Source organism: Natrialbaceae archaeon AArc-T1-2, assembly GCF_030273315.1.
GTDB lineage: Archaea > Halobacteriota > Halobacteria > Halobacteriales > Natrialbaceae > Tc-Br11-E2g1.
Genome location: NZ_CP127174.1, coordinates 2,578,004 through 2,604,937 on the forward strand (window position 1 = coordinate 2,578,004; position 26,934 = coordinate 2,604,937).

22 protein-coding genes and 1 pseudogene are annotated in these 26,934 nt (G+C 65.3%); 12 read left to right on the plus strand and 11 right to left on the minus strand.

Annotation, left to right across the window (positions count from 1 at the left end):
- Nucleotides 1-188: 188 nt before the first annotated feature.
- Together fdhF and QQ977_RS13280 are read left to right on the plus strand one after the other, a co-directional pair.
- Nucleotides 189-2,279, plus strand: coding sequence for a formate dehydrogenase subunit alpha (fdhF, locus tag QQ977_RS13275; protein ID WP_285926254.1), 2,091 nt, complete (start codon nt 189-191; stop codon nt 2,277-2,279).
- A gap of 135 nt (nt 2,280-2,414) precedes the next feature.
- Nucleotides 2,415-2,807: pseudogene (locus tag QQ977_RS13280) on the plus strand (universal stress protein); the annotation flags it as partial.
- A gap of 14 nt (nt 2,808-2,821) precedes the next feature.
- Here the strand turns inward: QQ977_RS13280 and QQ977_RS13285 are convergent.
- Complete coding sequence (locus QQ977_RS13285; protein ID WP_285926255.1) at nt 2,822-3,751, minus strand: carbamate kinase; 930 nt, start codon at nt 3,749-3,751, stop codon at nt 2,822-2,824.
- 32 nt (nt 3,752-3,783) lie between these two features.
- Between QQ977_RS13285 and QQ977_RS13290 the strand changes: the two genes are divergently transcribed.
- The gene (locus tag QQ977_RS13290; RefSeq protein ID WP_285926256.1) at nt 3,784-5,124 is read left to right on the plus strand and encodes a cyclic 2,3-diphosphoglycerate synthase; all 1,341 of its coding nucleotides are present in this window, start codon (nt 3,784-3,786) and stop codon (nt 5,122-5,124) included.
- Between the two features lie 27 nt (nt 5,125-5,151).
- Here the strand turns inward: QQ977_RS13290 and QQ977_RS13295 are convergent, their stop codons facing one another.
- Genes QQ977_RS13295 through QQ977_RS13305 form a run of 3 tightly spaced genes read right to left on the minus strand, consistent with a single transcriptional unit; the run spans nt 5,152 to nt 6,958 of the window.
- Nucleotides 5,152-5,547, minus strand: coding sequence for a PIN domain-containing protein (locus QQ977_RS13295; RefSeq protein WP_285926257.1), 396 nt, complete (start codon nt 5,545-5,547; stop codon nt 5,152-5,154).
- A complete protein-coding gene (locus QQ977_RS13300; RefSeq protein ID WP_285926258.1) occupies nt 5,544-5,783 on the minus strand; it encodes an antitoxin VapB family protein in 240 nt (79 codons plus the stop codon). Before QQ977_RS13300 ends, QQ977_RS13295 begins: the two co-directional genes overlap by 4 nt.
- 56 nt (nt 5,784-5,839) lie before the next feature.
- Complete coding sequence (locus QQ977_RS13305; RefSeq protein WP_285926259.1) at nt 5,840-6,958, minus strand: pyridoxal phosphate-dependent aminotransferase; 1,119 nt, start codon at nt 6,956-6,958, stop codon at nt 5,840-5,842.
- Nucleotides 6,959-7,166: 208 nt separating this feature from the next.
- Between QQ977_RS13305 and QQ977_RS13310 the strand changes: the two genes are divergently transcribed.
- On the plus strand, nt 7,167-7,982 hold the full coding sequence (locus tag QQ977_RS13310) for a DUF6517 family protein (RefSeq protein ID WP_285926260.1): 816 nt from the start codon (nt 7,167-7,169) through the stop codon (nt 7,980-7,982).
- Between the two features lie 89 nt (nt 7,983-8,071).
- Nucleotides 8,072-8,689 (plus strand): helix-turn-helix domain-containing protein, encoded by a 618-nt coding sequence (locus QQ977_RS13315; RefSeq protein ID WP_285926261.1) that lies wholly within the window; start codon nt 8,072-8,074, stop codon nt 8,687-8,689.
- Between the two features lie 274 nt (nt 8,690-8,963).
- Here QQ977_RS13315 and QQ977_RS13320 read toward each other — a convergent pair whose 3' ends face one another.
- Both QQ977_RS13320 and QQ977_RS13325 read right to left on the minus strand, forming a co-directional pair.
- Complete coding sequence (locus tag QQ977_RS13320; RefSeq protein ID WP_285926262.1) at nt 8,964-9,827, minus strand: 2-oxoacid:ferredoxin oxidoreductase subunit beta; 864 nt, start codon at nt 9,825-9,827, stop codon at nt 8,964-8,966.
- Nucleotides 9,824-11,575, minus strand: coding sequence for a 2-oxoacid:acceptor oxidoreductase subunit alpha (locus QQ977_RS13325; RefSeq protein ID WP_285926263.1), 1,752 nt, complete (start codon nt 11,573-11,575; stop codon nt 9,824-9,826). The genes QQ977_RS13320 and QQ977_RS13325 overlap by 4 nt, the downstream gene beginning before the upstream one ends.
- Before the next feature lie 151 nt (nt 11,576-11,726).
- Here QQ977_RS13325 and QQ977_RS13330 point away from each other — a divergent pair, with 151 nt between their 5' ends.
- The gene (locus QQ977_RS13330) at nt 11,727-12,365 is read left to right on the plus strand and encodes an FAD-dependent oxidoreductase (RefSeq protein WP_285926264.1); all 639 of its coding nucleotides are present in this window, start codon (nt 11,727-11,729) and stop codon (nt 12,363-12,365) included.
- Between the two features lie 6 nt (nt 12,366-12,371).
- Here QQ977_RS13330 and mce read toward each other — a convergent pair whose 3' ends face one another.
- A complete protein-coding gene (mce, locus tag QQ977_RS13335; RefSeq protein WP_285926265.1) occupies nt 12,372-12,755 on the minus strand; it encodes a methylmalonyl-CoA epimerase in 384 nt (127 codons plus the stop codon).
- A 148-nt stretch (nt 12,756-12,903) separates the two neighbouring features.
- Here mce and phoU point away from each other — a divergent pair, with 148 nt between their 5' ends.
- The gene (phoU, locus tag QQ977_RS13340) at nt 12,904-13,575 is read left to right on the plus strand and encodes a phosphate signaling complex protein PhoU (RefSeq protein WP_285926266.1); all 672 of its coding nucleotides are present in this window, start codon (nt 12,904-12,906) and stop codon (nt 13,573-13,575) included.
- Here the strand turns inward: phoU and QQ977_RS13345 are convergent.
- Both QQ977_RS13345 and QQ977_RS13350 read right to left on the minus strand, forming a co-directional pair.
- Entirely contained in the window at nt 13,572-14,039 is a 468-nt protein-coding gene (locus QQ977_RS13345; RefSeq protein WP_285926267.1) for a hypothetical protein, read from the minus strand. The genes phoU and QQ977_RS13345 overlap by 4 nt on opposite strands.
- 508 nt (nt 14,040-14,547) lie before the next feature.
- Nucleotides 14,548-15,207, minus strand: coding sequence for a helix-turn-helix domain-containing protein (locus QQ977_RS13350; RefSeq protein WP_285926268.1), 660 nt, complete (start codon nt 15,205-15,207; stop codon nt 14,548-14,550).
- Nucleotides 15,208-15,391: 184 nt separating this feature from the next.
- On the opposite strand from QQ977_RS13350, the gene QQ977_RS13355 reads away from it, so the two are divergent.
- From QQ977_RS13355 to QQ977_RS13370, 4 genes are all read left to right on the plus strand, one after another.
- Nucleotides 15,392-16,453, plus strand: a complete 1,062-nt coding sequence (locus QQ977_RS13355) for an NAD(P)-dependent glycerol-1-phosphate dehydrogenase (protein ID WP_285926269.1) — start codon at nt 15,392-15,394, stop codon at nt 16,451-16,453.
- A 55-nt stretch (nt 16,454-16,508) separates the two neighbouring features.
- On the plus strand, nt 16,509-18,170 hold the full coding sequence (locus QQ977_RS13360; protein WP_285926270.1) for a hypothetical protein: 1,662 nt from the start codon (nt 16,509-16,511) through the stop codon (nt 18,168-18,170).
- A 123-nt stretch (nt 18,171-18,293) separates the two neighbouring features.
- The gene (locus tag QQ977_RS13365; RefSeq protein ID WP_285926271.1) at nt 18,294-18,692 is read left to right on the plus strand and encodes a hypothetical protein; all 399 of its coding nucleotides are present in this window, start codon (nt 18,294-18,296) and stop codon (nt 18,690-18,692) included.
- A 157-nt stretch (nt 18,693-18,849) separates the two neighbouring features.
- A complete protein-coding gene (locus tag QQ977_RS13370; protein WP_285926272.1) occupies nt 18,850-20,985 on the plus strand; it encodes a hydrogenase iron-sulfur subunit in 2,136 nt (711 codons plus the stop codon).
- Nucleotides 20,986-21,001: 16 nt separating this feature from the next.
- On the opposite strand, the gene QQ977_RS13375 is transcribed toward QQ977_RS13370, so the two are convergent.
- A complete protein-coding gene (locus QQ977_RS13375) occupies nt 21,002-21,814 on the minus strand; it encodes a DUF7124 domain-containing protein (protein WP_285926273.1) in 813 nt (270 codons plus the stop codon).
- Nucleotides 21,807-23,615 carry an aldehyde ferredoxin oxidoreductase family protein gene (locus QQ977_RS13380; protein WP_285926274.1) on the minus strand — a complete coding sequence of 603 codons (1,809 nt, stop codon included), beginning with the start codon at nt 23,613-23,615 and terminating at the stop codon, nt 21,807-21,809. Before QQ977_RS13380 ends, QQ977_RS13375 begins: the two co-directional genes overlap by 8 nt.
- 280 nt (nt 23,616-23,895) lie before the next feature.
- On the opposite strand from QQ977_RS13380, the gene QQ977_RS13385 reads away from it, so the two are divergent.
- Nucleotides 23,896-26,931, plus strand: a complete 3,036-nt coding sequence (locus QQ977_RS13385) for a molybdopterin-dependent oxidoreductase (protein WP_285926275.1) — start codon at nt 23,896-23,898, stop codon at nt 26,929-26,931.
- Nucleotides 26,932-26,934 lie beyond the last annotated feature (3 nt).

Here is a 26,934-nt window from a genome sequence, read left to right on the forward strand (position 1 = left end):
CGCCGGAGCAAAAGTTTCGACGGTGAGTTGACTATCCTGAGAACGTCATGCTGTCGGACCAGTTCACGCACCGGTCGCGCTCGAGACGCCGTCGTCGGAAGCGATTCCAGCTCGGGAACAGGTTATTGTGTGTTGGGACCGTCTATCACGGATGAGCGAGCGGTTCCCCGTTCCCCACCCGTCTACGTATGTCCGATACTGATCCCGTCAAGACGATCTGTCCGTACTGTGGCGTCGGCTGTGGTATCACGGTCGACCAGGGTGAAGAGCCCGGCGACGTCCAGTTCCGACCCTGGGGCGATGCCCCGGTCAACGAGGGACGCATCTGCATCAAAGGCGGTGCGGCGACCGAGGTCGTCGACCACGAGGACCGGCTCACCGACCCCCAGATCAGAGACGACGACGGCAGCCTGCGCGAGGCGAGCTGGGAAGAGGCCTACGAGCGGATCGTCTCGGAGATGGAACGCATCCGCGAGGTGTACGGCCCCGACGCGATGGGGTTTTACGGCTCCTCGAAGGTGATGAACGAGGAGAACTACCTGCTGCAGAAACTCGCCCGTCGGTACGGGACGAACAACGTCGACAACTGCACCCGGATGTGTCACGCCTCGACGGTCTGGGCGCTGCGGACGAGCCTCGGTGCCGGGGCGATGACGAACAGTATGGCCGATCTCCGAGCGGAAGCCGACGTACTCTGGATCCAGGGTGCGAATCCGGGCGAACAACACCCGATCGCCAACAGCCAGTACTTCCGCCAGGCCGTCCTCGAGGGTGCGACCGTCATCCAGGTCGATCCGCACGCGAACAAGACGACGCGGTCGTTCAAGATCGACGAGACCGACCGTCACCAGCACCTCCAGTTGAAGCCGGGCACCGACATCGCCCTCTTGAACGTCGTCCTCAAGACGGTACTCGAGAACGACTGGATCGACGAGAAGTTCATCGACGAACGAACGGAGGGCTTCGAGCACCTCGTCGAGACCCTCGAGGACGTCGACACGGAAGCGGCTGCCAAGAGCTGTGGCGTCCCTCTCGAGGAGATCGAACGCGCTGCCGAGACGTACGCCACGGCCGAAAACGCGGCCATCTTCACGGGGATGGGGATGAGCCAGCATACAAGCGGCGTCGACAACGTGCAAAACGAGATCAACCTGGCGCTGATCACGGGCAACCTCGGCCGGCCCGGCACGGGGGTCAACCCGCTCCGTGGCCAGAACAACGTCCAGGGGACCTGTGACGTCGGCGCGATGCCGAACGTCCTCCCCGGCTACCAGCTCGTCGACGACGACGAGGCACGCGAGGCAGTCGAGGCAGTCTGGGGATTCGAGATCCCCGACGAGCCCGGGCTGACGAACGTCGAGATCTCCCACGAGTCCGGCACGTCGATCCACGGACTGTACGTCATGGGCGAAAATCCCATCATGTCCGAGCCCGACGCCAACCGCGTCGCCGAACGGTTCGAGAAACTGGAGTTCGTCGTCGTCCAGGACATCTTCCCGACCGAGACGGCCGAGTACGCAGACGTGATCCTGCCGGCGACGAGCTGGGCCGAACGCGGCGGCACGGTGACGAACACCGATCGGCGCGTCCAGCGCATGCGCGGCGTCGAAAACGTCCACGAGAACACGAAACACGACCTCGAGATCGTCTCGGAAGTCGGGACTCGTCTCTTCGGCGAGGGGTTCGATTTCGAGGGTCCCGAGGCGGTCTTCGAGGAACTCCGGCAGGTCTGTCCGAGCTATCACGGAATGACCTACGAGGCGCTGGGCAAGGAGGGTATTCACTGGCCCTGCTACGAGCCCGGCGACGAGGGCGATCCCTACCTCTACGAGGACTCGTTCGACACCGACAGCGGACTGGGACACATCGAGGGCGTCCGCCACCAGGACCCTGCCGAGACGCCCGACGAGGAGTATCCGCTCGTCCTGACGACGGCCCGCCTCGAGGAACACTACAACACGGGGACGATGAGCACCCGGTCGCCGACGCTGAACCGTCAGACGCCGGAGAACTTCGTCGACGTCCATCCCAACGACGCGAAGCGATACGGCATCGAGGACGGAGACGACGTGCGGCTCCGATCTCGGCGGGGCGAGATCACGGTCCGGGCACAGATCACCGAAGACATCAAAGAGGGCGTCGTCTGGACGACCCCGCACTTCGCGGCCGCTTCCGCCAACCGTCTCACGAACGACGTGCTCGACGAACGGGCGAAGATTCCCGAGTACAAGGCTGCAGCCGCGGAGATCGACGTCGGCCTCGAACCCGCCGACGACTGACCGCGAGGTCCGTTTCGCTCTCGCATCACCCATCCGTGCTCTCACCGGAATCCATTCGAGCAACGATGAGACGCAGTCGGGCAGTTTGAACACGACCAACCGAGGGTATAATTGTCGTCGGCCGTAGACTCGGTCATGTACGAACACGTTCTCGTCCCGACGGACGGCAGCGACGGGACGCAACCGGCGATCGAGCACGGAACGACGATCGCCGACCGGTTCGGGGCGACCCTGCACGCGCTGTCGGTGATCACGGAGGGTCCGTACGACTCGCCCGCAGCGCTCGAAGAGCGTGCCGAGCGCGCAGTCGAACGCGTCGAACGGACGGCCCGAAACGACGGGGTCGACGTCGTCACCACCGTAAGCGAAGGCGTCCCACACGAGGAGATCGTCGCGTACGCGACCGGAAACGACGTCGACATGATCGTCATGGGCACTCAGGGACGGACGGGACTCGATCGGGTGCTCGTCGGCAGCGTCGCCGAACAGGTCGTCCGCAACGCACCGATGCCGGTCGTCACCGTTCGCGCGGACGGCACGGGCTAGGGTCTCACCCGGGTGCCGGTCTCGCCGGCAAGCGCCGCCTCGAGTCGGCCGGGCGTGGTGATCACGGCTCGGTCGCCGCCGCGTTCGAGAAACTGACAGCACGCCCTCACTTTCGGGCCCATGCTTCCCGGTGCAAACTCGTCGTTCTCGAGGCGGGTCCGGAGTTCGTCGACGGCAACCTCCCGCAGCGGCCGCTGATCTGGCCCGCCGTAGTCCGCGTAGGCGTACTCGACGTCCGTCAGGAACAGGAGCGTATCGGCCTCGAGTTCGGTCCCGAGCAACCGGGCGGTGTAATCCTTGTCGACGACCGCCTCGACGCCCTCGAGGGCGTCCCCGCGGGAAACGGGAACGCCACCGCCGCCGGCACAGATCACGGCGTCTTCGCGTTCCAGAAGCCGGCCGATCGTCTCCCGCTCGACGACCTCGAGTGGCTCCGGCGAGGGGACTACCCGGCGGTACGGCCGCTCGCCTTTGCCCGTCCGACGGGTCTCGAAGGGTTTCGACGCGGCCGTCTCCTCGTCGTAGAACGGGCCGACGGGTTTCGTCGGCTCCTCGAACGCTGAATCCTCTGGATCGACGACGATCCGGGTGAGGACCGTGGCGACGGTCGCGCCGGAGGCAGCGCTCTCGAGGGCCTGCCCGAGCGGATAGCCGATCTCGGCCTGGGTCCCGGCGACGAGGACGTCGAGGGGAAGCCGGGGCGTCTCCGCATCTTCCTGCTCGAGGAGGCGGTTCCCGACCTGTGGTCCGTTACCGTGGACGAGCACGAGGTCGGTGCCTGCCTCGAGGAGCCCCGCGAGCTCGGTCGCCGTCTCCTCGAGAACCGCGAGCTGGTCCTCGTAGGTCCACGAGCTATCGGCTTCGACTAAAGCGTTGCCGCCGAGAGCGACGACGACTCGGTCGGCGTCCGACGTGTGCTCTGCCATAGTATTTTGTCAATCGCGAGAGAGTTAAGGCTATGAGTCGGACGCGAGTCCTTATCATGGGTGCAGCGGGTCGGGACTTCCACGACTTCAACGTCGTCTTCCGGGAGGACGACGGCGTCGAGGTCGTCGCCTTCACCCACACCGAGAGCCAGAACGTCGGCGAACTCGAGGAGTTTCCTGAACGGCACTACCCGCCCGCACTCGCGGGCGAGAACTATCCCGACGGGATCCCCATCTACTCCGAGGGGGACCTCGAGGACGTGATCGACCGCGAGGACGTCGATCAGGTCGTCTTTTCCTACTCCGACGTCTCCCACGAACACGTCATGCACCAGGCCTCCCGCGCGCTCGCCGCGGGTGCTGACTTCCGGCTGATCGGTCCCGATGCGATGACACTCGAGGCGTCGGTGCCCGTCGTCGCCGTCGACGCGGTCCGGACCGGCTGTGGCAAGTCCCAGACCGCACGCAAACTCGCGGACCTGCTTTCCGAGCGCGGCCTCGCGGTCGTCGTCGTCCGCGAACCGATGCCCTACGGCGACCTCGAGGCCCAGCGTGTCCAGCGGTTCGCCTCGTTCGACGATCTCGAGGACGCCGACGTCACCATCGAGGAACGCGAGGAGTACGAGGGCCACCTCGAGCGGGGCCACGTCGTCTACGCGGGCGTCGACTACGAGGCGATCCTCGAGCGCGCCGAGGCAGAAGCCGACGTCATCGTCTGGGATGGCGGCAACAACGAACTGCCGTTCTACGAACCCGACGTCCACTTCGTCGTCGCCGACCCGCATCGACCCGGCTCCGAACGGCGGTACCACCCCGGCGAGACTAACCTCCGGCTGGCGGACTACGTGATCATCAACAAGGAAAACACCGCCGAGGAATCGGGGATACAGGAGGTCGAGACAAACGTCCGCGAGCACAATCCCGACGCGGAGATCGTCCACGCCGACTCGGTCATCTCGACCAACGGCGACGCCATCGCGGGCCAGCGCGTCCTCGTCGTCGAGGACGGCCCGACGCTCACCCACGGCGACGCCCCCTACGGAGCGGGCTGGATCGCCGCAAACGACCACGACGCAGCCGAGATTATCGATCCGGGGCCGGCCGCCGTCGGCACGATTCAGGCGATCCTCGAGCGCTACGACCACCTCGAGCCCGTCCTCCCCGCGATGGGCTACTCCCGAGAACAGATCGACGACCTCGAGGCAACGATCGAACGCGCCGATCCCGACGTCGTCGTCTCGGGGACGCCCTCGGACCTCTCGCGGCTGGTCGACGTCTCCGTCCCGATCGTTCGGGTCCGGTACGAACTCGAAGAGAAGAATCGAACGCTCGAGGAGATTCTCGAGGACCACGCCGACGACCTCGGACTCTAGACGCGACGGGTCACCGCCGTATGGTGATCACTCGCGGTACTCTTCGACGTCGACCACCTTCCTGGTCTCCTCGTGGACGAGGTCACCGTCAGCCGAGACGACCGGCGCGCCGAGTTCGCGCCCGACCGCGGCGACGAGCGCGTCCATCCCGGTGAGAAACGGCCCTTGATGCCCGACCTCGTCCGCGATTTCTCCTGCGAGACCCGCGGTTTCGTCGTCGATATCGTAGACCTCACCCCACGAGAGGTCGGCTGCCGCCGCGGCGACGTCGCCGTCGGGCGCGTTACCCTCCCCGACCAGCACCTCGGCGTAGGCCGGTGCCGGGAAGACGAACTGCTCGTCTTCGTTCGCGAGCAGGTAGTCGGCAGTCGCGTCGACGCCATTCAGGTAATCGATAAGAAAGTTCGCGTCGAGTACCTTCATTCGTCCAGCCGACGCATCCGCTCTTTCGACTGCTCTTTTTGTTTCGTTCGGGCCTCACGAACGCGGTCGGCGTGATCGTCCGACCACCGTCCGAACCCGGCGAGCAGGTCTCGTTCGCTTTCGTCCTCGAGGATGCGCTCGAGGACGTCGTTGTAGCTCTCCCCCTCGCGCCGGCGACGCTCGAGGTGACGTTTCACCCGATCGCTGACCCGAATCTGCTCGTCGGCAGTCGACATCCGTACGTCAACGTTCGCGTCGACGCGGCTTAGTCGTTGGGACCCGATCGGGAATCCTACACCGCCCGCGTCGCCTCGTCGATGATCTCGAGCGCTTCCTTCAGCTCCTCCATCCCGGTCGCATACGAGAGGCGGGCGTACCCCTCGCCGTTCGCGCCGAAGGCGTCGCCGGGGACGACGACCACGCCCCGGTCGAGCACTTCGTCACACCAGCCCTCGGGGACCTTCGGCATGGCGTAAAACGCCCCCTTCGGGGTCGGGACCTCGAGACCGGCGTCCTCGAGGCCGTCTACCACGACGTCCCGACGTCGCTCGAAGGCCTCGACCATCTCCGCGACGGGCTCTTGTGGCCCCGACAGCGCTGCTTCGGCGGCGTACTGGGCGGGGGCGCTGGCACAGGCCTGGGCGTACTGGTGGACCCGCAGCATGCGTTCGATCCGTCGGGTCGAGCCGAGGACCCAGCCGAGTCGCCAGCCCGTCATCGAGTACGTCTTCGAGCAGGCGCTGACGACGACGACGTTGTCGGTCTCGGCGAACGCGAGTGGCGAGTGGTGTTCGCCCTCGAAGACGATGTGTTCGTAGACCTCGTCGGAGAGACAGAGCACGTCGTGTTCGTCCGCGATCCGAGCGAACTCGCGCATGTCGGCCTCGCTCTGGACCGCCCCCGTCGGGTTGGCTGGGCTGTTGACGACGAACGCCGCGGTGTCGTCAGTGATTGCGTCCTCGACCGCTGCCGGGTCCATCGTGAGATCCTCGCGAAGCCCGACGGGTTTTGGGGTCCCACCGGCGATGCGAGTCAGCGCGTCGTAGGAGACGAAGCCAGGATCGGGGAAGATCACCTCCTCGCCGGGATCGACGTGAGCCTCGAGGACGAGGTGCAAGGCCTCGCTGCCGCCAGCGGTGGCGATGACGTCGCCGGAAGAAACCGCGAGCCCGTAATCCCGGTCGTACGTCGCGGCGATCGCCTCGCGGAGCTCGAGGGTGCCCTTGTTCGACGTGTAGGCGTCGGTCTCGCCGGCCTCGATCGCCTCGATCGCCGCCTCGCGAGCGTGTGCTGGCGTCGGAAAGTCCGGCTGACCGATCCCGAGATTGATCGCATCTTCGCTCGCAGCCTCGAACACCTCGCGGATACCGCTGATCGACACCTGCTCGACTCGGGCTGAAAACTCCGTCATGCCCGAACGAGGGACGTCGATCCCGATAACTCTTAACATCGGACCGTCTGCCGTCGAGCGATAGCGACCGCCGACTGGTTCGACGCGCGAGTCGTGGCTCGAGGCTCACACGACACTCTCTGTTTCCCGTTCGCAAGCCGTGACAGTATCCTGTTCCTGACTGTCATACCGGAACGAATATTGTGACGTCGGTCCACGTGAGGAACTGATGAGATCACGACGGGCGGTTCTCGCCGCCGGGATGACGGGGACCGTGGCGCTTTCGGCCGGCTGTCTCGGGTTCGTGCTGGGAGACGAGCCCCTCGAGTTTGCCGCTGCCCGGGCCGAACCGACCGACGATGCACTGTCCGACGCCGGCTACGAACACGTCGAAACGAGACGCGAAGACCACGACGAGACGGTCGAGGCCGCCAGCGCGACGAGATCGGTTCGTGCCACCTACTGGCACAGCACCTACGAGAAAACCCTCGAGCGACGAGTACTGCTCGAGGAGGGAGCGCTCGACGACGTCGACGAGGAGTCGGAAACGGAGTTAGCCGACGACCACGACGGCGTCGACCAGGACTCGGAACGAGAGATCGACGACTCCGACGAGGGGACGAAAACGGAGCAGGCCGACTTCGACGATCCCGACGAGCCCATCGAAGCGGCGTTTCTCGCGATCGTCTCGATGCCGGCGATGGAGGTTCTCGGAACGACGTACAATCCGCTCGCCGACATGGACAGCGAGCAACTGCTCGCAGAGATCGGTGCGGAGAGCGACGACGACCACGACCACGAACTCGAGGACGCCACCCGGGTCGAGACGATCGAGCGTTCGATTCTCGGCGACGACAGGGACGTCGACGTCTTCGAGACCACGACGACTGTGGACGACCGGGAGATCGACCTCGACGTGCTCGTCGCTGCGTTCGGTCACGAGGACGATTACCTCGTCTTCGTTGGCGGTTACCCAAGCGATCTCGAGGACGAACGCGAGGCGCTCGAGACGGTACTGACGTCGATCGACCACCCGATCGAGTAATACCGGGGTCTCGACGTCTTATTCGACCGATTCCCACCGAGAGGGAACTGCTCTGACGTTTATAGTACTGCTAGGTACAATCGCGGTGTATGACCACGACGCCACCCGCGACACCCTCGTCGTCGAACCAGCCGATACGGGCAGTCTTCGAAGTGACCCTCCCCGACGCAGTGGACTGTGCCGTCGCCGAGACGGGATCGGACGCGCCATCGCAACCCCGAACGACCACGGCGGGCAACCGACAGACGTTCCAGGGCTACGTGATGACCCCGGACGGGGAGACAGCCCCCTGTACCGAGGACGTCTCGGAGGCGTGCGTCTGTCACCTCGTCTCCCAGTTCGAGTGTACGTTCGATCTCGAACGGGTCGGAGACGACACGCTGGTCGTCTCGGTCGTCGTCGACGACCGGACGCGGCTTACGGGGATTCTGTCGACGCTCGAGACGCACGGGTCGACCGTCGAGTTGCGACGGATCACCACCGTCGACGGCGACGACAGCGCCGAGATCGACCTGACTGGGATCACGGCAAAACAACGCGAAGCGATCGAACTCGCCGTCGAACTCGGCTACTACGACCAGCCACGGGGAACCGACCTCGAGGAACTCGCCGACCGGCTTGGCATCTCGCGCTCGGCGGTGTCACAACGTCTCAACGCCGTCGAGTCGACGCTCGTGCGATCGGTCGTCACCAACTCCAGCACGTGAAGAATTTCGGCACATCTGTGGCTCGAATCTCTTTCTGACCGTCCGTCCGACAGTACGGCGATGACGACCGAACCCACCACGAAAAGTCCGGATGGCCCGATCCGGACACCGTTCCGACCCTGATGCAGGACGTTACGAGACCTGCACGTGTACGTATCGCACTTCGTAAGGGTCACCGTTGGGCTGTATACTGGAGGGATATATAAACTGCGTGAGCCGTCGTCGGGCGATCGTCGACGACCACGATCACGATCGGAACGGTCCCGACGGGGGATCAGTAGAACTCGCGGACGAGATCCATCGCGTCCTCGGGTGCGCCCTCGGGGATGTCGGACATATTCTCGGTGAGTCCGTGCTGTTCACCGTAGGGGACGGAGTCTTCGTCCTGGTAGATGACGCCCTGGTACTCCTTCTCGGAGTCGAGGATGATCTCTTTGGCCGCCTCGTAGTCGGTCGGGTCGTGGCCCTCGTCTTTGAGGTCGACCAGCGTGTCACGGAAGTAGTCGTAGGTGTCGACGTCGTTGAACGTGACACACGGCGAGTAGACGTTCACGAAGCCGAAGCCGTCGTGTTCGATGGCCTCCTGGATGATCTCCTGGTGGCGCAACGCGTCGGAGCTAAAGGACTGGGCGATGAACGTCGCACCCGCGGCGAGCGCGAGCGCGTGAGGGTTGACCGGGGGCTGTTTCGTTCCCTCGGGGGTCGTCGAGGTCTCGAAGTCCGACCGCGATGTTGGCGAGGCCTGCCCCTTCGTCAGCCCGTAGATACGGTTGTCCATGACGACGTAGGTCATGTCGACGTTCCGGCGAACGGCGTGGACGAAGTGGCCAGCACCGATCGAGTAGCCGTCGCCGTCGCCACCGGCGACCATAACCTCGACGTCGGGTCGGGCGAGTTTGACGCCCGTGCCGACCGGCAGTGCACGGCCGTGGACCCCGTGGAGGGCGTAGCTGTGCATGTAGGTCCCGATCTTGCCGGAACAGCCGATCCCGGCGACGACGAACGTGTTGTCCGGGTCGTTGCCGGTTTCCGCGAGTGCTTTCATCATGCCGTTCATCGTCCCGAAGTCGCCGCATCCGGGACACCACGTCGGCTGCTTGTCGGATTTGAAGTCGGTAAATCGTACCTCTGAGCTCATGCTGGAACCTCCTCTGTGAGTTTCGTCTTGATCTCCTCGGCGAGTTCGTCCGCCTTGAACCGGACGCCTGTGTACTTGTTGATCCGCTTGACGCGGGTAAGCGTGTCGTGTTCTAAGACGTTCGCGAACTGACCAGTCGAGTTACACTCGACGACGATGACGTCGTCGGCGGCTTCGAACTCTGCCGTGAGATCCGGTCGTGGGTGGATGTACGGTACCGAGAGGACGCGAACGTCAACGCCGTCCTCGACGAGGTACTCGAGCGCCTCGACCAGTGCGCCCTCGTTCGACCCCCACGAGACGACGAGCGTGTCGGCGTCGGGATCGCCGAACTCGCGGTAGTCCCAGTCCTCGCGTTCGCGTGCGGTCTCGACCTTTCGCGCTCGCTTGTCGACCTGCTGGACGCGTTCGTCCTCGTCTTCGGTCCGGCGGCCGAGTTCGTCGTGCTCGAGGCCAGTGCTCATGTGGGCACCGTCTCCTGTACCGGGGATCGAACGTGGACTGACGCCGTCGTCGGTGACGGCGTGAGCGCGAAATCGGCCCTGGGAGTCGAGCCACTCGTCGATCTCGTCCTCATCGACGAGCCTACCGCGGTCGGTCTCGACTGCGTCCATGTCGAACGTCTCCGGCGAGAACGTCTGTTCGGTGACCGACATCGCCAGATCCGAGACGAGAAAGACCGGCGTCTGGTACTTCTCGGCGAGGTTGAACGCCTCGATCGTCTTCCAGAAACACTCGTCGATCGACGTGGGAGCGACGACGAACCGGGGAACTTCGCCGTGGCCGCCGTACAACACCATCTCGAGGTCGCCCTGTTCCTGTTTCGTGGGCATCCCCGTCGACGGGCCGGAACGCTGGACGTCGGCGATGACCAGTGGCGTCTCGCTGGTCGCGACCAGCCCGAACGTCTCGGTCATGAGGTCGATCCCGGCCCCCGAGGTCGCGGTCATCGCCCGGGCACCGGACCGGGCGGCACCGAGGGCCATGTTGATCGCCGAGAGCTCGTCTTCGGCCTGCATGACGTGGCCGCCGTACTCTTCGATCCGGCCCGTCAGGTACTCCATAATGGACGTCGCGGGCGTGATCGGGTAGCCGGCGTAGAATCGACAGCCGGCTGCGATCGCACCCATACCGAGCGCTTCGTTGCCGTTGAGCAGGACGTAGTCCTCGTCTGTGGTCTCGAGGTCGTACCCGAGATCGACGTCGTAGTTCTCCTGGACGTACTCCTGACCGGCACGGGCTGCTGCTTTGTTGTTCTCGACGATCTTCGATCCCTTGCCGCCGAAGCGTTTCTCCAAGGCCTCGTCTAAGTACTCGACGTCGAAGCCGGTGATCTCACACGCGGCACCGAGCGCGACGATGTTGCGCATGATCGCGCCGCCGGCTTCCTCGGCGAGGGACTTAAGCGGGACATCGACGCCGACGACGTCCTCGGGAATCTCGGCCTCCCAGGAACGCTCGCCGTCGTAAATGATGGCACTACCGTCGTGTAGCTCGTCGAGGTTCTCGTCGATCGTTCGCTGGGTGAGCGCGACCAGGATGTCCAGGCGGTCGACGACGCTTTGCACCTGATCGACCGACGTCCGGATCTTGTACGCGGTGTAGCCGCCGCGGATCCGGGACGCGAAGTCTTTCGACGTGAATACGTGTCGTCCGGCCCTGGAAAGTGCCTGGGCGAAGATCTTCCCCGTGGAGTCGATGCCGTCGCCGGCCTCGCCTCCGATTGCCCAGTTGAGGTCCTCAGCCATATCGTTGCGAACTTGCCCGGCGAATATGAAAAGGCTTCTGAAACCCCGTTCGAGAGGCTTCAGAGCCCCCGAGGTTTACAATAACTATAGTAAGCCTCCGGGCCGAAATCGGAGAGGAACGCCTTTCAGCCTCCCGAATCAATCCCCGGATATGGAAGGAGTTCCGGTCGCCGTCGAGACGGTTCGCGAAGTCGGTCCCGACACGATCGCACTCGAGTTGACGACGCCCGAGGAGTTCGACGCCTCCCCCGGCGAGTTCGTCCGCCTTCGGGCCGCCGTCGACGGCGAGGAAATTACGCGATACTACACGCTGTCCTCGCCGTCGGTCACAGATACGTTCGAGATCACGGTCGGCGTCGACCCCGACGGCGATCTCACGCCGTGGCTCGCGGGTCGCGACGCCGGCGATACCGTCTACGTCGAGGGGCCGTTCGGACAGGTCGCCTACGAGGACGACGGCGACGTCGTCACGGTCGCGGGCGGTCCCGGCATCGGTCCTGCGGTCGCCATCGCGGAAGCGGCCCACGACGCCGGTCACGACGCCGCCGTTATCTACCAGGACGACGAACCCGCCCACACGGATCGTCTCGAAGCACTCGACGCCGCGGGCGTATCCGTCACGGTCGTCGACGGCGACGACGACGAGACGCTCGCCAAGGCCGTCGCGGCCCACCTCGAGGACGGCCAGCACTACGTCTTCGGGTTCGAGTCGTTCGTGTCGACGGTCGCCGACGCGATCGAGGCGGCAGGCGGCGATCCCGACGACGCGCTGATCGAAAGCTTCGGATAACGGCGGTCAGTGTTCGACGAACTCGATCAAAATGCCGCCCGTCGACTTCGGGTGTAAGAACGCGACGGTGTGTCCCCACGCGCCAGGTCGGGGCGTTTCGTCGACCAGCTCGATTCCCAGTTCGCGTGCGCCCTCGAGTGCGGCGTCGATGTCGTCGGTCGCGAACGCGAGGTGGTGGATTCCCGGACCGCGTTCCTCGAGGTAGCGGGCGATCGTTCCTCCCTCGACGGGCTCGAGCAATTCGAGGTAGCCGTTTCCGGTGTCGAGAAAGACGACGGACATCCCGTCGAACGTCTCCTCGTGGACGACCTCGAGGCCGAGCAGTTCGGTGTACAGTTCCGAAAGCGCCGTCGCGTCGTCGGTTGCGACGCCTGCGTGATCGAAGTGCATCGAGTAAACGTCCGCGACGACGAAGCGTTATTCTTGTGGACTTATGCGGCCTCGCGGTACCCGACGGGAAGACGAAACGGACCCGTCGTGTCGACAGCACTCCCGGTCGAGCGCAAGGTACATCAACGCGGACCGAAGTGAGCTATCTATGGCCCGAAAATCCTACCAGGAGCAACTCGAGGAGCTCCGCGAGGACGTCTGTTACATGGGCGAGCTCGTCATGGAACGGCTTCGGATGGGACTGGACGCCCTCGAGCAGAAAGACAGAGATCTCGCCCGAGAAGTCATCGAGGGCGACGGCGAGATAAACCGAATGTACCTCGATCTCGAGCAAGACTGCATCGGCTTGCTCGCGCTCCAACAACCCGTCGCGAGCGATCTGCGCTTTATCGCGTCGACGTTCAAGATCATCACCGACCTCGAGCGAATCGGGGATCTGGCGGTGAACCTCGGCGAGTACACTCTCGAGGCAGAACAGGACCTCTTTCCCGACGTCGACGTCCAGGCGATGGGAGATCTCACTCTCGAGATGGTCGACGACGCGATGACCGCCTACGACACGGAAGACGTCGAGGCCTGTCGGGAACTGGCCGCCCGCGACGACGACCTCGATCACTTCGCCGAACGAGCGAGCGAGATCGTCGTTCGGGACCTGATCGAACGAGAACTCGGCACGCCCGAGACGGTCGAAAACCTCCTGCAAGACGTCTCGCGACTCCTGCTTACCATCCGTGACCTCGAGCGAGTCGGCGATCACGCGGTCAACATCGCCGCTCGAACGCTGTACATGGTCGAGAACGACGACGAACTCATCTACTAAAACTGGTTTCGCCATCGTTCGGTGCACAACACTTCGTCTTTCATCGCCGAACAGTGCTCGCGTGCCCGTTCGTCCTCGAATTCGTCTGTCATGTCCGCGAGACAGGTCTCCCACGAACCGCCGATCGACGACCAGTACTCGAGAACGCTCTCTCGGTCCCACCCCTCGGGCAGCCCGTCCCATCCGTTGACGTCTTCGTCGACGATATCGGTCTCGGCTTCGCCGTCGATCGTCGTCGGCGAGTCGTCTTCGAACGAGGTCAATCGCAGATCAGACGCGCGGTAGACCGCCGAGCCGACCGTCTCGAGGCCGACGACGTGAGCCGGCCGGTCGGTCGTCGCCGACACGTCGACTGCGTCGTCTGCGTGTGGAAACTCGAGGTCGTCGGTCAGGACGGCTGCGACGACGCCGCGGCCGTCGGGTGTGGCGACGACGTCGCCTTCGTCGTATCTGGTGTCGGTCATACGCGAGCGTATCACGAGCGCCCGTGTATCGGTCGTGCCGGTCACTGCAAGCACGACGCGGGACTGTACTCGAGGCCGTCTCTCGAGCCCTCACGGGAACCACGCGCTGAACCCAACAGTGTGCGTTCGACGAGCGTTGTGAAAAACGGACCGACACCGTAGGAACCGATGCGATCCGACGTGTAGGCCACACGGCCACGAGTGGCCTCCAGAGGGTGACTGAGCATGAGTGCTCTACCGAGACCCCGACGGTTGGAGCCCGTCTTCGATCGCCGTCGGGGGCTGGCGACACTCGCAGTGGTCGGTCGATCGACGATGCGTCGTGTCGGCGAGCGCCGACACAACTACTAACTGTTCGTTAACCAATAAAGCTAACTGTTGATGTGAATTCCGCACCACTCCCATATCTGGGTTACAAATAATTAGAAACTGGGCTCATGACGGTCCGTTCTTTTCAATACTGTTCCTGACTCGAGTGCGTTTCGCCCCGATCGTCGAAACTGAGTCGCTACGGATCGATCTTCGTCGGCTCCAGTCGCTTCGACAGCGCCGCGTTCGCGAGCGCGGCGTGGCTTCGACGAAGCCGTTCCGAAAGCGCCTGGTGGGAGATCCCAAGCTCCGTCGCGAGCTCCTTGAGGGTCACTTGCCGGGGCACGTCGAAGTAGCCGTGTTCGTACGCCGCAGCGATCGTCTCGTACTGGGTCTGTGTCAGCGGCGACCCCTCCGCAGTGAGGCCATCGATCGGTGTCAGTTGTGTCACCGACGGTCGGAACTCGTACTGTGAGACCAGCGTGTACGCCTCCGATAGCGCCGCCCGGTCGTGAAAGAGTAACTGGAACACCCAGGTCCCGTCCCGGCCCGTCGCCTCGAGGATGGCACCCGCGTTCGACGAGACGAGCTGTTCGAAGAGCCGGAGCCGTTTCCCGAACGCGAGTCGGTACAGCCATCGGCCGTCGCTCGTGTCGGTCAGAGTGGCGACGACCTCGATGGTCGGATCGTCCTCGAGCGCCGTCTCGATCGTCGTCCGATCCGTCCCCGAAACCCAGCAAAGTGGCGGCCCGTCGCCGATCATGCCACCGAGCTCGAACTCGATCGTCGAAGCGCGGTCGAACGCGTGTGACGCCACGAGACGATTTGCCGAAATCTCGAGTTCGACAACGGTAGCCATCACCGATGGCCACCACGAACAGGTATAGACGCATTGGGGTTGCGGAAGCCTTTCCCGCCACCATCACAGCGTGACTGTCAGTTACATCCGACTGTCCGGAAGACTGTCCGTTTCGTCCCGCCGGTGCCCCGCGAACACTGGACGACGAGAACGCCTTTATATCACGCCGTTCGTCAACAGAACCATGTTCGAGAAGTCGACGTGGATTCGGCTCCCGCGGAACGTGGTGGTCGGACACGACGTCCTGTCCCGGACGGGCGACGTCGTCGACGACCTCCACCTCGAGGGGCGACCGCTGATCGTGACCAGCCCGACGCCCCGGACGATCGCCGCCGAGCCGGTTGCAGCCGACCTCGAGGCGGCAGGACGTGATCCCGCGCTCGTCACGGTCGAGGAGGCGACGTTCGAAGCCGTCGAGACCGTCATCGAGGCCGCCGAGGCCGAGGAGGTGGCCTACCTCGTCGGCGTCGGCGGCGGGAAGGCCATCGACATCGCGAAGATGGCGAGTCACCACCTCGAGGTCGGCTTTCTCTCGGTGCCGACGGCGGCGAGTCACGACGGAATCGTCAGCAATCGTGGCTCGGTGCCGGCCGAGGACACCCGCCACAGCGTCGCCGCCGAGCCGCCGCTTGCCGTCGTCGCGGACACCGGGGTGTTGGCGGAGGCTCCCTGGGAGCTGACGACGGCAGGCTGTGCCGACATCATCTCGAACTACACCGCGGTGATGGACTGGCGACTCGCCCGGCGGCTGAAAAACGTCGAGTACTCAGAGTACGCCGCCGCACTCTCTGAGATGACTGCCGAGATCCTCGTCGACAACGCCGCGATGGTTCGGCCCGGTCTCGAGGAGTCGGCGTGGGTGGTCACGAAGGCGCTTGTCTCCTCGGGTGTCGCGATGTCCATTGCGGGCTCGTCGCGACCGGCAAGCGGGGCCGAACACCTCTTTTCGCATCAGCTCGATCGAATCGCACCGGACGCGGCCTTACACGGCCACCAGGTCGGCGTCGGCGCGATCATGGCTGCCTACCTCCACGGCGGGGACCGGGGGATCTGGCGAGACATCCGGGACGCACTGAAAAGCATCGACGCACCGACGACCGCCGCGGAACTCGACATCGACGACGGGACGGTGATCGAGGCGCTGTCGACCTGCCACGAGATTCGCGACCGGTACACGATCCTCGGGGACGGGATGGACGCACGCGCGGCTCGCCAGGTCGCCGAACGGACCGGCGTCATCGGCTAGCCGGGCGAGCCGAACGGCCGGGACGGTTTCGAGAACTCTACCACGAAGGCTACGAGTGTCCGGTCCCAACCGTCTCACGAACGTGGATCGAACGCGACGCGAACCGACGGCGAGAAGAGAGCGAACGCCCGCGTGGCGACTCGAGCGCCGACAGGTGCTGTCGGCGATCGGAGCCGCCGGAGCCGTCGCGGTCGCCGGCTGTCTCGGTGGCGACGGCGACGACGAGGTGCGCGATCCTGACGAGAACGATCCCGAGGACCTCGTCGGCCACGACCACGGTGACCACGGCGGGCACGAACACGACCACGGCAGCGACGAGGAGTTGCTCACCGAGGACGACCTCGCGGTGTTCGTTCCGCCGTATGCTGACGCCGGCGACGACCTCGAGGAGCTTCGGCTCGTCGACTACGGGACCGTCGCGTCCGGGCTCGAAACCGCCGGTGTCGTCCTCGAGTCGGAGCCGGACCTGGCCGAGGACGATCCGGACGCCGACGCGGCCCTCGTTGCGATCCTCGAGACGGTTCGAGACGGGTTCCGGGAAGTGAACCAGGACGACGAGCGCGATGGCGACCTCGAAGATGAAACCGACGATGGTGAACCAGCGTCCGAATCTGACGCCACGCTGTCGGCGTCGCTGGTCGCGACTGACGACGGCTGGCTCCGGACCGACGAACTGACACTGGACGAGAGTGTGGCCATCACGACGCTTAGACGGGCACGTGTCTGCGCGACCAGGCGTGTTCAGGAGACCGGTAACGGCGACCCCGCCGGGGCGCTCGAGACGGCGACGATCGAAGACGCCGTCGGCGGCTGTGCCCTCGAGAACTACGCCGACGCTGGCGAGTTCCACGACGGCAACGGCGTCGTCGACGCCGAGACGATGGCCGCCGGTCTCGGGATGACAGCCGATCGCGTCACCAGCGAACGTTACGAGGCTGACTCACGTGCGGTCGGCGAGTCGGTCGAGACTGTCACGCTCGCCCGCCAGACGGCGGCCGCATTGGATCACTACTGGGTCGACGACGTCGGTGCGTACGACTTCGCCTACTGGCACCGGCCGGTCGGCAGCGACGGCGCAGGCTATACCCCCAGCCAGCTCGGCTCGGTGGTCGGCGGTCAGCTGGTCGTCGCTGCCGTCCTCGCTGGGGCTGGTGAGACGTCGGGCCGACCCGAGGACGCGACGACGGCCGCGACGCTGCTCGAGCGCGCGGAGACGACTCTCGAACGGCTACTCGAGAGCGGCGTCGTCCGGCCGTGGGGGCTGCCGGCGCGTCTCGAGTACACCGCCGACGGCGTCGACGCCGACGCGGAAACCGTCGACGTCGCCGGCTGCTGGACGTTCGTCGACCGTCTCGAGAGTGGGCTGGCGATCGCCGACGAACTCGCACCCGACCTCGACCTCGACGACCTCGAGGGAGTCGCAGGGTCGATCGACGCACTCGGTGTAAGCCTCCTCGACGGCGGCGTCGTCGAGGGACACCACCTCGATGCGGACGGTCACGTCGTGACCGAACTCGCCTACGAGGGCGGTGACGTCACCGACGAGCGAACGTCGGCGACGGCGCTGGGTCGGTTCCTGTCCGGCGCGGGTCGTGCGTACGGACGGACCGACGCGCTCGAGACGAGCGATCGAGAGGCCGTCGCCGACGTGTACCGACAGAACGACGCGTTCCTCCGGAAGTCGTTCCTGCTCGAGTCGCCGCCGGAGACGAACTGATACTGCTTCACCGAAAGACGGTCGGTGGTTGCGTTAGAGCCGGCTACAGCCGGCGGCCGATCGGCTGGCGTTCGAAGAGGCACGTTCGCAATTATCATGATCATTCGGAAACATCTACGTACTATGCAGATGGAACTGCGGGTGTGCAAACACTGCTACGCTGGCGAACACGGGAACGAACAGAAAACATCGATCTCGAAGGATATGGTCGCCTGCGCCGAGCAGATCAGGGAGTTCAAGGATCTCATCGGTCTCGACGCGGTCTATATTACCATGGTCGAGGAGGGCGACGCCGGCGACGCAGCGACACTCGACGTCACCGTCGCGGGAATCGAGAACGACACGGTGACGCTCCGGGATACCCAACTCGTCATCGAGGACAACGACGGGAGCGTGCTCGTCTACCCAGAGCCCGAGGACATCGTCGAGGTACTGACGCGCAACATCGATCAGCTTAGCGAGCAGACTCGACAGGACGTCACCGTCGAGCTCTCCCCGGAGACGGCCAAACTCATCAGCTGACCGATCCAGACGCCCGGGTGCCGACCACGGCGGGGGTGGCCGTCTCGCCGGTCCGGGTCACCGGCGACCGTATACAGCGACGACGGTGTCGTAGCCCAGCGTTCGACACGCCGACATCCGCGACAGGTTTACATCTTTCGGTTCGTTACCATGTAGCATGAATACGGGTGCGTTTCTCTGTTCCTGTGCCGGGACGTGTGACGTCGACCTCGAGGAGGCACGGGAACAGGTCGACGACGTGGCGATAGCAGCGAGTTCACGACTGCTCTGTCAGGAGAAACTCGCTGCCGTCGAACACGTGATCGAGGAGTACGACCTCGACGAACTGATCGTCACGTGCCCGGAGTCGATGCCACAGCAGAAGATCGAGGCGGTCGCGGAGGAGAACGGGCTCTACCCCGAGGACATCACGTTCGTCGACCAGCGCGAGGGTGCAGGCTGGGTCCACGATCGGGAGGCCGCGACCGCCAAGACCGCCCGGCTCGTCAACGCGGCCCGGGCCGGCACGCGCGTAGAACCGATGCCGCAGTCGACGATCCACCGGGCTGGCCACGAGGTCGTCGTCGTCGGTGACGCCGAGACGGCAGCCGCGATCGCCGACACCGCAGACGTAACGCTGGTCGCCGACGGCGAGGAGTTGGCGACCGTCGACGCGGATCTCGAGAACGTGACCGTCGAACGCGGCCGCGTCGTCGGCGTCCGGGGCAGCTACGGCGAGTTCGAGATCGGACTCGAGGCCCGGGTCACCGAGGACTGCATCTCCTGTCTGAAATGCGTCCACGAGGGTCCCGAGGGGATGGTGACGCGCTACCCAGTCGACATCGACCCCGACGCGTCAGACGGCGAGTGGACCGAGGTCTGCCCGACCGACGCCATCGAGATGGACGGCGTCCGGCGAACGCTCGAGGCCGACCAGCTGATCTATCCCGACGGCGACGACGGCACCGTCGGCGGCCAGCGTGGCTTCTACACCGCCCCCATCGACGCAGCCACGATCGACGAGGTCGAACGGTTACTCGGCGGGTTCGAGGGCCCGGACTTCCTCGACCTCGAGATGGACGTCTGTGCCGCTGGCGACTCCGGCGCGAAAGGCTGCAACGCGTGCGTCGACGCCTGTCCCCACGGCGCGGTCGAACGCGTGGCGATCGACGAGGTCTCGTTTCACCTCGACAGCTGCCAGAACTGTGGGGCCTGTACCAGCGCCTGTCCGACCGGCGCGACCCAGCTCCGAGAGCCCAGTAACGAGCGGATCGCCCTCGAAGTCGAGGCACTGCTCGCGCCGACCGGTGACGACGGCGGTCTCGTCAGCGGCTTGCTCGGTGGCTCGAGCGCCACTATCGAAACGCCGATCGTCGCCTTCGTCTGCTCGGAGCGCGCCCAGGACACACTGCAGGAGTACGGCCGGCTGGCCGCAGCCGGTCGGGTGGATCTCGAGTACCCCCCGATTCTCCCGGTGTCGGTCAACTGCGCGGACACGGTCGGCGAAGCCCACGTCCTCCACGCGCTGGCGGCCGGTGCCGACGGCGTCGCCGTCGTCGGCTGTGGGGGCCACTGTCGACACTCCGGCCCCGACCCGAAGGCAGAGCTGGTCCGCCGGCTCAACCGGGCGACGACCGACCTCGGGCTGGGCGAGCGCGTCGGCTTCTTCGCTCCCGATCCCGACGAGCCCGAGGCGTTCGTCGAGGAGCTCTCACAGTTCGCCGTGCTGGAACTCGAGGCCTCCCCGATCCCGACTGGCGAGCACGAGGCGACCGGCGAGATCGACGACCCCGGGCGCGAGAACCCTGCGTTCGACAGCCACGCCTGGACGCTCGAGAGCGTCCGCACGATCGTAGAGCACGTCGAGCCAGAGCGAGAGCGGATCCGCGGACTGAAAGACTTCGGCGTGGTCGACGTCGCCGACGGCTGTACGTTGACGCCGACCTGTACGAACTACTGTCCGACCGACGCGCTCCGGCGCACCGACGACGGCCTCGAGTTCAACCACGAACGCTGTGTCAACTGCGAACTCTGTGCGGAGGTCTGCGTCGAGGGCGTCATCACTGTCGAGGACGGCCTCGACCTCTCCTTGCTCCCCGAGAACGGCGACGGCCCCGAGCCGGCCTGGAGGGAGGTCTACGAGGGGTCGATGCTCGCCTGTGCCGGCTGTGGCCGGGAGTTCACCAGCGAGGCGACCGCCGACGCGATCGAGGAGCGCATCGGCGAGCGCATCGAGGAACTCTCGCCGACGGGCGGCGAGAGCATCATCCAGTACTGTCCGGAGTGTCGAGCCGAGCTGTTGCACAGCGGGTGATCGACAACCGCACCTGTCAGCGCTCGAACTCGATCTCCCAGTCGGCTTTCTCCGCGGCCGTCTCGAGCGGGATGAACTCCCAGTCGACACTCTCGGCGATCGCCTCGTCGTCGCCGACCCCGACGAGCACCGTCCGCTCGGCGTCGAACATCGAGTCGGTGGTGACGTCGGCAAGCCGTTCGGCCGGCCCGGTTTCCGAGCCGCCGAAAAAGTCGATGTCGATGCCGGCGTCGCGCTGGAACTTCCGGATGGCCGGCGTCGAGACCGAGCCGACGATGCCGACCCAGTCGGCCCAGCCGCGGGCGTCGCCGACCACGTGCTGGGGGTCTGCCAGACGGTTGATCGCCTCGTAGGTGAACACAAGCGTCATGTCGTCGGGCTCGGTCGCCTCGCCGTGATCGGTGGGTCGTGCGGAGGCGTCAGCTGTCTCTCGGGACCCCTGCTGGGACGGCGAGCCGCCGCCTGCGCCGCCTCGCTCTTCCGGGACGCCGACCGGTCCCGTCGGACCGCCCGGCACCTTCGGCATCGCCGATCTGTCTGTCGAACGCTCGCCGTCGGAGTCGGCCGCCGTCGGCTCGTCGCCGGCCTCCGCCGGTTCCGCGTCCCCGTCCCCGTTCGCATCCGCGTCAGCGCCCCCCTCGCTCGAGTCGCCGTCTTCGCTCCCGGCGTCGTCCCGGGTCGGCGACGACACGTCACGCCACTGTGACTCCGGTTCGTCGGCCGGGTCGCCCTCGCCGCGCCAGAACCAGTCGCCGTGGTTCGCGTTCTCTGTCTGTTCCTCGTCGTCGCTCCCGACGTCCATCTCGTCGAGATCGATGCTGTCAGTCATCTTCGGGTACCTCCGTTTCCCGATCGTCGTCGACCGTCGGCGTGACCGGCGTCGACCCGTCGGGGACGTCTGTCAGCTCGAGCCGACGGAGGAGCTCGGCCGTCGGCCGTCCCCGCCGGTCCCAGCCTCTACTCGTGTAGTACTGCTCGAGCAGCGCGTCGAACATCTCGGGGTCGATACCTGCGCCGTCGCCCGAGCCCGCCGCGTCCTCGAGGGGGTCGGTCAGCGCCGGCGGCAGTTCGTCGTCCGTCCGTGCGAATCCTTCCCGGACGTTGAACAGCCGGACGAGCGTCCAGACCCGTTCGCCGACACGCGACAGCGATTCGGGATCGTGGTCGTAGCCGACAGCAGACAGCCACTCGGCGGCGTGACCCGTCTCCAGCACGTCCTTCAGGAAGTCGTCCGCGATCAGACACCACAGCAGCGCCCGGCGGTTCTGTTCCTCGATCACGGCGGTGACACGCGCCTCACGGCTGCGGTCCGTACCGGTGACCGGCTCGTACTCGACCGGTCGGGCCCGTCGGTGACAGCCACCGCGATCGCTCGTGGCGTAGGCAAGCGCCATCGATTCGGCGTTGCGCGGGTCGTACGAGGAGAGTTCCATCCCTTTCACGGTTGGAATGAGCTCCTCACCGCCGAACCGCTCGGCGGCCCGGTCGACGCCGTCGGCCAGTACATCGCCAAGCGGCGTCGATCGATCGGCAATCTCGTCGATGAGTCTCCGGACGGCCGCCTCGTCGCCAAAGGAGAGGTCGCGATCGATCAGCCCGTCCTGGCTCGCCCGAATCGCCCACGCGACCACGTTCCCGGCCGTGATCACGTCCATCGCGAGGCGATCACAGACCGCCCCAAGCGTCGCGACGGCGTCGAAGTCGTCGATGCCGAGCCCGGCACCGAGGACGATCGGCGTGGCACCCCGTGGGACGCTTTCCCCCTCGTCGCTGTCGACGCGGAACCCGCCGGGAACGGGATCGTCGGGTCGTTCTCGACCGCTTGCCGCTTCGCGAGCGCGTTCGATGCCGACCCCGTCGACGCCCTCGAAACTGCCCTCCTGCCAGCCCCGCGTCGGAAGGACGCCGACCTCGTTGGCGAAGTCGACCGTCTCTAAGGTATCGCTGACGGCAAGCCACTGGCCGGCGTCGCTCTCGGCGAATGCCTCCCCATAGCGCTCTCGCAGGTCCGAGAGCCCCGCCGGTGGGGTGTCGTGTGCAACGACCGCCTTCAGGTTCTTCGATCCCATCACGGTGCCCGCTCCACCCCGGCCGGCGTGGTGGTCGCCGCCGTCGGAGGCGATCGTCGCGTACTGTACGCCGTTTTCGCCGGCGGGGCCGATGCAGGCGACCGCGGCGTCGGGGAACCGCTTGGAGGTCGCCTCGGCATCGAGCCCCCACAGGTCGTCGGCCGACTCGAGCGTCGCCTCGCTGTCCTCGAGTTCGAGGACGACCGGTTCGTCGGCCACACCCGTCACGAGGACGCCGAGATACCCCTCGAGCGAGCCTGCGAGTTGGCCGGGAAACGAGCCACCGCCGTAGGAGTCCAGAAACGCGCCCGTCAGCGGGGACTTCGTGACCGCGGCGTATCGCTGCTCGCCAGGCGTGTATCCCGTCAGCGGCCCCAGCAGGAACAACAGGACGTTCTCGGGCGAGCACGGATCGGTTCCCGCCTCGAGTTCCTCGTAGAGGTATCGTGCACCGACGCCTTTCCCGCCGACGTACTGCTCGAGCCAGCGATCGGGTACCGCACTGGTCCGTATGCGTGTCGCCGAGAGATCGACGCGGAGTAGCTCGTCTCGGTCGTCCATTAAACACAATGTATGAGTTTTACCAGATTAAAGGTCACGGAAGTCTGCGTCGACTCCAGAATAAACAATCTAGCAATAGAATAAAATCTAATAGAAATAAGTAATGATATTTATTGTTGTAGTAGAATGTGTAAGGCTACTATGTAGTCTTGCAAGACCGTATAAACCGGTATTTCTTCAAAATGCTCCTAACTCTAGTCACAATTCAAACAAATTTTTACTGCCGGGGATCATCTTCCCACGCCCTAGATTAAAATAATATAAAGTCATACGATACCATATGACACAGTCATCGTTAGACCTCGATCGGCGAGGGTTCCTCAAGGCCGGCGTCGCCGGAACCCTCGCAACGGCGGTTGGTGGCCGAACCCTGGTTCAGCGACAGGGCGACGACGATGACGGCACTGTCGACCCCGACGCGGCCGACGAGCTGGTGAAGACGGTCTGTACACACTGTTCGGTCGGCTGTGGGTTACAGATCGCCGTCGAGGACGACTCGGTCGTCGGCCAGGAGACGTGGGACGATAACCCGGTCAACCAGGGCGGACTCTGTTCGAAGGGTGCCTCGCTCACCCAGACTGAAAACTCCGCACAGCGGTTGAAGGAGCCGATGAAAATGGAAGACGGCGAGTGGGTCCGGATGGACTGGGACGAGATTCTGGACGAGATCACCGGTCGACTCACGGACATCCGCGAGGAGACGGGGCCACACGCCACGTTCTGGTGTGGATCGGCGTGTCACAGCAACGAGGCAGCCTACCTGATCCGCAAGCTCGCTGCCTTTTATGGCACAAACAACGTCGACCACCAGGCACGCATCTGTCACTCGACGACGGTGACAGGCATCGCGAACACGTGGGGCGTCGGCGCGATGACGAACAACAATAACGACATGCGCAACGTCGACGTCAACCTGATCATCGGGCACAACCCGCTCGAGAGCCATCCCGTCGCCTGGCAACACTTCCAGGAGGCCCAGCGACGCGGCGGGAGACACATCGTCGCCGAACCGCGGTTCACCAAGACCGCGGCCGCGGCCGACGACTACTACCACTTCCGGTCGGGCACGGACGTCGCGTTCATCTACGGGCTCATCCACCACATCGTGGAGAACGACCTCCACGACGAGGAGTTCATCGGGAGTCGCGTGATGGAGCCGACCTGGGAGGAGTTCCGCGAGGACGTCCTCCCCGAGTACGACGTCGAAACCGTCTCCGACATCTGCGGGACGCCCGAGTCGGAGATTCGGGAGCTCGCCGAGACGCTGGCCGACGCCGACGTCAGTTGCGTCGAGTGGGCGATGGGTGGCACCCAGCACAACAACGGCACCGGCAACACCCGGGCGTACGCGATGTTGAACCTGACGCTGGGCCACGCCGCCCAGGAGGGCGGTGGAACGCCCATCTACCGCGGCCACGACAACGTCCAGGGCGCGACCGACCTCGGCGTCGACGCGGGCAATACGCCCGGCTATTACGGCCTCGAGCCTGGAGCCTGGGAACACTGGGCGAGCGTCTGGACCGAGTCACCGTACACCTCCGGCGAAATTAGCTACGACGAACTGGTCGATCGGTTCACCGACACCGAGCTGATGGAGAAAAACGGCTTCACCGTCGCCCGCTGGTTCGAGGGTGTCTTAGACGACCAGTGGGAGATCTACCAGCCCGATCCGCTCCGGGCGGCGATCTTCTGGGGCCACGGCCTGGGCTCGCTTAGCGAGTACAAACGCGTCCGCGAGGCGGTCAACGAACTGGACTTCATCGTCAACATCGACATCTTTCCGAACCAGGTCGCCGAGCTCGCCGACACCGACACGGACGTCTACATGCTACCGGCGGCAACCAACCTGGAGGAGGCCGGCAGCGCCACCAACACGGGTCGACAGCTCCAGTGGCGCAACCAGGCGGTCTCGCCCCGACACAATGCGAGACGCGACTGGGTGTTGATGACCCAGTTCGCCGAGCGACTCGGCTTCGGCGATCACTTCGACTACGACGAGGTCGAGGACGTCCTCCGGGAGATCAACCTGGGCGTCCGCTCGATCGGCTACATCGGCCAGACGCCCGAGCGGCTGAAGGCCCACCAGGAGGCGTCGGAGCTGTTCGGCGTCGAGGACCTGCGGGCCGACCTCGACGACGAGGAGGTGGTCGAGACCGAAGACGGCGATACCGTTGAGATCCAGGACGGCGAGATATACGGGCTCCCCTGGCCGTGCTGGCACGAGGCCCACCCCGGAACGCCGATCCTCTACGACGCCTCCCTACACCCCGAGGACGGCGGGATGGACTTCCGGGCCAACTGGTGGGACGCCGCGGTCGACGCCGTCGAGAACGGCGAGGATCCCGAGGTCGAACCCGAGGACCACCTCCGGGATCCGTTCGAGCCGGAGTGGTGGGACGGAACGCTCGAGGGTGTCCCGCAGTACCCGCTGTACGCGAACGTGTTGCCGGACGATCCGTCCGAGCCAGCCTCGCTGACGCTGCCGATCGCGGGTGCACTCGACGAGGACACCTCGGTCGCCGACGTCGCCGAGGCGCTCGACGACGAGGGGTACGACGTCGACCTCGGCCGCTACGAGGAGTTCGACAACGAACAGCCCGACGCGCCGTGGGGACGCGCCCGCGCCCGGATGAAAGCCTGGAACCTCACCGACGAGATTCCCGTCCACCGCGAGCCGGCGGTGACACCGCGATCCGATCTCGTCGACGACTACCCGTGCAACGTGCGCACCGAGGACCACTGGCGCGTCGAACTCGACAACGAAGGGGTCCAGCAGGAGAACCTGGACGCCTACGAGGAGCTCGCAGACGCCGGCGACGTCGATCCGATGGTTCTCACCTCCGGCCGTCAGGTCGAACACACCGGCGCGGGGGCAAAGACCCGGAGCACGCTCGGGACCGCCTCGCGGTCGCCGATGATGTATCTCGAGCTCAACCCCGAGGTCGGCGACGAGCTCGGCGTCGACGACGGCGACTGGATCGCCGTCACGACGCCACACGCCGAGATGTTCATCCAGGCCAGCGTCACCGAGCGTGTCCCGCGGGACCACGCCTTCGCGCCGTATCACTGGTCCGGCATCCTCGAGGGCGAGGACCTGACGGAGAACTACGGCGGCGAGATGGAAGGGCTCGAGCCGATGGTGATCGGCGAGTCGATCAACGCTGGCACCGCGCCGGCTTACGATCGGGAGACCCAGATGCAGGAGACGAAGGTGACGCTGTGTACCGTCCGCGTGGCCGAAGACGACGAGATTCCCGACCTGTCCGACCGGCAGCTCCAGTGGCAGGAACAGCGCATCAACCGCACGAAGCGATAGGTG

Excerpts from the sequence above, each read along its gene's own strand:
- fdhF (WP_285926254.1), top strand. The coding sequence starts at position 189 with ATGTCCGATACTGATCCCGTCAAGACGATCTGTCCGTACTGTGGCGTC.
- QQ977_RS13285 (WP_285926255.1), bottom strand. The coding sequence starts at position 3,751 with ATGGCAGAGCACACGTCGGACGCCGACCGAGTCGTCGTCGCTCTCGGC.
- QQ977_RS13290 (WP_285926256.1), top strand. The coding sequence starts at position 3,784 with ATGAGTCGGACGCGAGTCCTTATCATGGGTGCAGCGGGTCGGGACTTC.
- QQ977_RS13295 (WP_285926257.1), bottom strand. The coding sequence starts at position 5,547 with ATGAAGGTACTCGACGCGAACTTTCTTATCGATTACCTGAATGGCGTC.
- QQ977_RS13300 (WP_285926258.1), bottom strand. The coding sequence starts at position 5,783 with ATGTCGACTGCCGACGAGCAGATTCGGGTCAGCGATCGGGTGAAACGT.
- QQ977_RS13305 (WP_285926259.1), bottom strand. The coding sequence starts at position 6,958 with ATGACGGAGTTTTCAGCCCGAGTCGAGCAGGTGTCGATCAGCGGTATC.
- QQ977_RS13310 (WP_285926260.1), top strand. The coding sequence starts at position 7,167 with ATGAGATCACGACGGGCGGTTCTCGCCGCCGGGATGACGGGGACCGTG.
- QQ977_RS13315 (WP_285926261.1), top strand. The coding sequence starts at position 8,072 with ATGACCACGACGCCACCCGCGACACCCTCGTCGTCGAACCAGCCGATA.
- QQ977_RS13320 (WP_285926262.1), bottom strand. The coding sequence starts at position 9,827 with ATGAGCTCAGAGGTACGATTTACCGACTTCAAATCCGACAAGCAGCCG.
- QQ977_RS13325 (WP_285926263.1), bottom strand. The coding sequence starts at position 11,575 with ATGGCTGAGGACCTCAACTGGGCAATCGGAGGCGAGGCCGGCGACGGC.
- QQ977_RS13330 (WP_285926264.1), top strand. The coding sequence starts at position 11,727 with ATGGAAGGAGTTCCGGTCGCCGTCGAGACGGTTCGCGAAGTCGGTCCC.
- mce (WP_285926265.1), bottom strand. The coding sequence starts at position 12,755 with ATGCACTTCGATCACGCAGGCGTCGCAACCGACGACGCGACGGCGCTT.
- phoU (WP_285926266.1), top strand. The coding sequence starts at position 12,904 with ATGGCCCGAAAATCCTACCAGGAGCAACTCGAGGAGCTCCGCGAGGAC.
- QQ977_RS13345 (WP_285926267.1), bottom strand. The coding sequence starts at position 14,039 with ATGACCGACACCAGATACGACGAAGGCGACGTCGTCGCCACACCCGAC.
- QQ977_RS13350 (WP_285926268.1), bottom strand. The coding sequence starts at position 15,207 with ATGGCTACCGTTGTCGAACTCGAGATTTCGGCAAATCGTCTCGTGGCG.
- QQ977_RS13355 (WP_285926269.1), top strand. The coding sequence starts at position 15,392 with ATGTTCGAGAAGTCGACGTGGATTCGGCTCCCGCGGAACGTGGTGGTC.
- QQ977_RS13365 (WP_285926271.1), top strand. The coding sequence starts at position 18,294 with ATGCAGATGGAACTGCGGGTGTGCAAACACTGCTACGCTGGCGAACAC.
- QQ977_RS13370 (WP_285926272.1), top strand. The coding sequence starts at position 18,850 with ATGAATACGGGTGCGTTTCTCTGTTCCTGTGCCGGGACGTGTGACGTC.
- QQ977_RS13375 (WP_285926273.1), bottom strand. The coding sequence starts at position 21,814 with ATGACTGACAGCATCGATCTCGACGAGATGGACGTCGGGAGCGACGAC.
- QQ977_RS13380 (WP_285926274.1), bottom strand. The coding sequence starts at position 23,615 with ATGGACGACCGAGACGAGCTACTCCGCGTCGATCTCTCGGCGACACGC.
- QQ977_RS13385 (WP_285926275.1), top strand. The coding sequence starts at position 23,896 with ATGACACAGTCATCGTTAGACCTCGATCGGCGAGGGTTCCTCAAGGCC.